Genomic DNA, 3,256 nt, shown 5'->3' with positions numbered 1-3,256 from the left:
GCCCCATCAGCATGGGCATGTCGGGCAGCACCAGAACAAACCCGCTCTGGCCCATACGCAGGCAATAGTCTTCCTCGCGCTTCAGCATCGAGGAGATCAGTCGTTCCAGGGTTTCCAGGCAGTCCTCGGCAGCGTCACGGCCATAGGCTGCAAGATATTCGCCGAAACAGTCGATTTCGAGGGTCATGACGCAGAGCGAAACATTGCGTTCCGCCGCCAGCATCCAGGCTTTTTGCAGCTCTTCCTCGATCGGCCGGGCTGCAGAATGGCGTCTAGAAGACCCGTTGGACGACATCGACCGCCGTCCGTCTCGCCTCTCAGCATGGCGCCCGAGCAGGGACCTAACCCTCTGCCAGAGCCCATCTTTCTGGAAAGCCTCGGTCTTGCTCATGATGCCCGCCCCCGGTGCAGTCTTTTTGCTGCCCGATCTGGTCACACTATAGTTAATGAGAAGTTACCAAGATTAGTGATTTGGCAAGACGTCGATTTGCTTGGGAGTCAGACAATCGTCACACGAGAACTCTTGTGTGACATTTTCGACTCAATAAAACGCGCTAGAGATTCTCTGGCGGCTCCCATTCGGGCCACTCGACCGCATGTTCTTCCCATTCATCGGGGTCAACTTCGGTCTCGAGAAAGGTTCTGCCTTTTACCGAAACGCCAACGTCGATCACCGTCTGCGGGTCACCCGAAACCAGCGGATGCCACCAGGCGAGGCCCTTGCCCTCGGCGATCCGGCGATAGGCGCAGGTCGTAGGAATCCACTTTATCTCGACCACGTTCTGCGGGGTCAGCTTGATGCAGTCCGGAACAACCTTTTGCCGGTTGGGATAGTCGGTGCAGGTGCACTTATCCCCGTCGAGCAGCTGGCAGCGCACGTCCGAGGTGATCAGCGTGCCGGTATCCTCGTCTTCGAGCTTGATCAGGCAGCACCGGCCACAGCCGTCGCAGAGTGCTTCCCACTCCGTCGCGGTCATTTGATCGAGCGTTTTTTCTTCCCAGAAGGACATTGGCAAGGGGTCTCGGTTAGTCTGTTGCCGGTTTGCGCTTGTCTTGGCCCCAGCGCAATCATATTCCAGCGATGCAATTGCATTGGCCCGGGGCACAAGACAAGTTTGAACGCCTAGGGCCCAGGGGTTTTCGCGTGCAGGATCCGTTCTATAGCAAGCAAAAGCGGCAAAAGCGCGCCGGCGGCATGCTGGCGGCTGACGCCTGGCTTGACTCCTCGCTTTACGAATTCTGGCAGGCGCTCGGTCGCTGGTACACGCGCTATCAGGATTTCATGAGCCGGTTCCACGTCACCGGCATCAAGCGCTTCTTCGTCGAAATTCTCTCCGACGCCTTCACCTTCGGCGCCATTGGCGCGGTGATCGTCACTGCCTTTGCCCTCCCCGCCTTCAACATCATCGATCGCGGCGCCTTCAACAAGGCCGAGGACTATTCCGTCGTCTTCCTCGATCGCTTCGGCAACGAGATCGGCCGCCGCGGCATCCGCTCGGATGACAGCGTCGCGCTCGACCAGATGCCCGACTATCTGATCAAGGCGACCCTCGCGACCGAAGACCGGCGCTTCTACGACCATTTCGGCATCGACATCGTCGGCACCCTGCGCGCCCTCGCCTCGAACGCCCAGGGCGACAATTCGACCCAGGGCGGCTCCTCGCTCACCCAGCAATTGGCGAAAAACCTCTTCCTCTCCTCGGAACGCACCTTCGAGCGCAAGATCATCGAGGCCTTCCTCGCCGTCTGGCTCGAATGGCATTATTCCAAGGACGAAATCCTGAAACTCTATTTTGACCGCGCCTATATGGGCGGCGGCAATTTTGGGGTCACGGCCGCCGCCGAATTCTATTTCGGCAAGCGCGTGCAGGACATCAACCTGGCGGAAGCCGCCATGCTCGCCGGCATGTTCAAGGCTCCCACCCGCTACGCGCCCCACGTAGACCTCGCCGCCGCCCGCGGCCGCGCTAATCTTGTGCTCTCCAATGTCGTCGCCGCCGGCTTCCTCACCGAAGGCCAGGTGACCGCCGCCCGCCGTCACCCCGCCTCGCCGGTCGACCGCACCGCGGACGTCAATTCGCCGAACTACTTCCTCGACTACACCTTCGAAGAGGCCAAGCGCCTGATCGACGAGTCCGGTACGCCGGGCAATAATTTCGTCGTCCGCACCACCATCGACACCACGCTGCAGAAATATGCCGAGGAGGCCGTCACCTCGGTGGTGCGCGAACAGGGCGAGCAGTACCGCGTCAGCCAGGCCGCCATGGTGGTCACCGACACCCAGGGCGCCATCCGCGCCATGGTCGGCGGCATGGATTATGGCAAGAGCCAGTTCAACCGCGCCATCGTCTCCACCCGCCAGCCGGGTTCCGCCTACAAGGTCTTCGTCTATTCCGAAGCCTTCGAGCAGCTCGGCCTCACCCCGTCCGATCCGATCACCGACCGCCCGGTCTGCATCGGCGACTGGTGCCCGCAGAACTATGGCCGCAGCTACAAGGGCACTGTGAGCCTGCAGAGCGCCTTCGCCCAGTCGCTCAACACGGTCCCCGTCACCCTCTCGATCAAGACCGGCCGCGAACCCATCGCCGAACTCAGCCACCGCATGGGCCTCCGCGCCGATTATCCGGTCACCCGGTCGCTGGCACTCGGGGTCGCCTCGGTCTCGGTCATCGACATGACCTCGTCCTATGCGGTCTTTGCCAATGACGGCTACAAGACCCCCGCCTTCGGCATTACCCGCATGACGACCCTCTCGGGCGCCCCGGTCTGGGAATATAACCCCGATGCCCCGCGCGAACGCGTGCTCTCCGAGCAGACCGTCGCCTATATGAACCAGATGATGTACACGGTGACCCAGAGCGGCACCGGCACCCGCGCCCGCATCGAGGGCGTGCCGACCCTTGGCAAAACCGGCACCACCACGTCCTACCGCGACGCCTGGTTCTGCGGCTTTACCGGCAATTATGTCGCCGCCGTCTGGTTCGGCAATGACGACTACCGCCCGACCAACAATCTCACCGGCGGCACCCTGCCCACCATCGCGTGGCAGAAGTTCATGGCCTATGCCCACACCAATATCGACATCAAACCGGTGTTCGGCGTGAACTTCGTGCCCACCCGTACCGTGGTCGCCGAAGCCGGTGCCCAAACGCCCGAAGCCGAAGTCGTCGAGCGGCCGCCCAACCTGACTCCGGCGGCGGCGCGCAAACTTCTCGACCTCGCCGACCGGGTGTTCACCCTCGAAGCCGGCCGCGTC

General features: G+C 61.9%; 3 protein-coding genes. 1 reads left to right on the top strand and 2 read right to left on the bottom strand.

What is annotated here, in order from left to right:
- Together J0I64_RS08920 and J0I64_RS08915 are read right to left on the bottom strand one after the other, a co-directional pair.
- Positions 1–391: diguanylate cyclase (locus J0I64_RS08920; RefSeq protein WP_291407274.1), on the bottom strand; the 391-nt coding region annotated here is incomplete at its 3' end.
- Between the two features lie 163 nt (positions 392–554).
- The gene (locus J0I64_RS08915) at positions 555–1,010 is read right to left on the bottom strand and encodes a YcgN family cysteine cluster protein (RefSeq protein ID WP_291407272.1); all 456 of its coding nucleotides are present in this window, start codon (positions 1,008–1,010) and stop codon (positions 555–557) included.
- Positions 1,011–1,144: 134 nt separating this feature from the next.
- Here J0I64_RS08915 and J0I64_RS08910 point away from each other — a divergent pair.
- Positions 1,145–3,256, top strand: a 2,112-nt coding sequence (locus J0I64_RS08910; RefSeq protein WP_291407270.1) for a transglycosylase domain-containing protein, incomplete at its 3' end; no start/stop codon positions are given.

This window comes from Devosia sp. (genome assembly GCF_017307565.1).
Classification (GTDB): domain Bacteria; phylum Pseudomonadota; class Alphaproteobacteria; order Rhizobiales; family Devosiaceae; genus Devosia.
The sequence above is the reverse complement of the archived record's forward strand: the minus strand, read 5'-3'. Positions and strand labels throughout refer to the sequence as shown.

Excerpts from the sequence above, each read along its gene's own strand:
- J0I64_RS08915 (WP_291407272.1), bottom strand. The coding sequence starts at position 1,010 with ATGTCCTTCTGGGAAGAAAAAACGCTCGATCAAATGACCGCGACGGAG.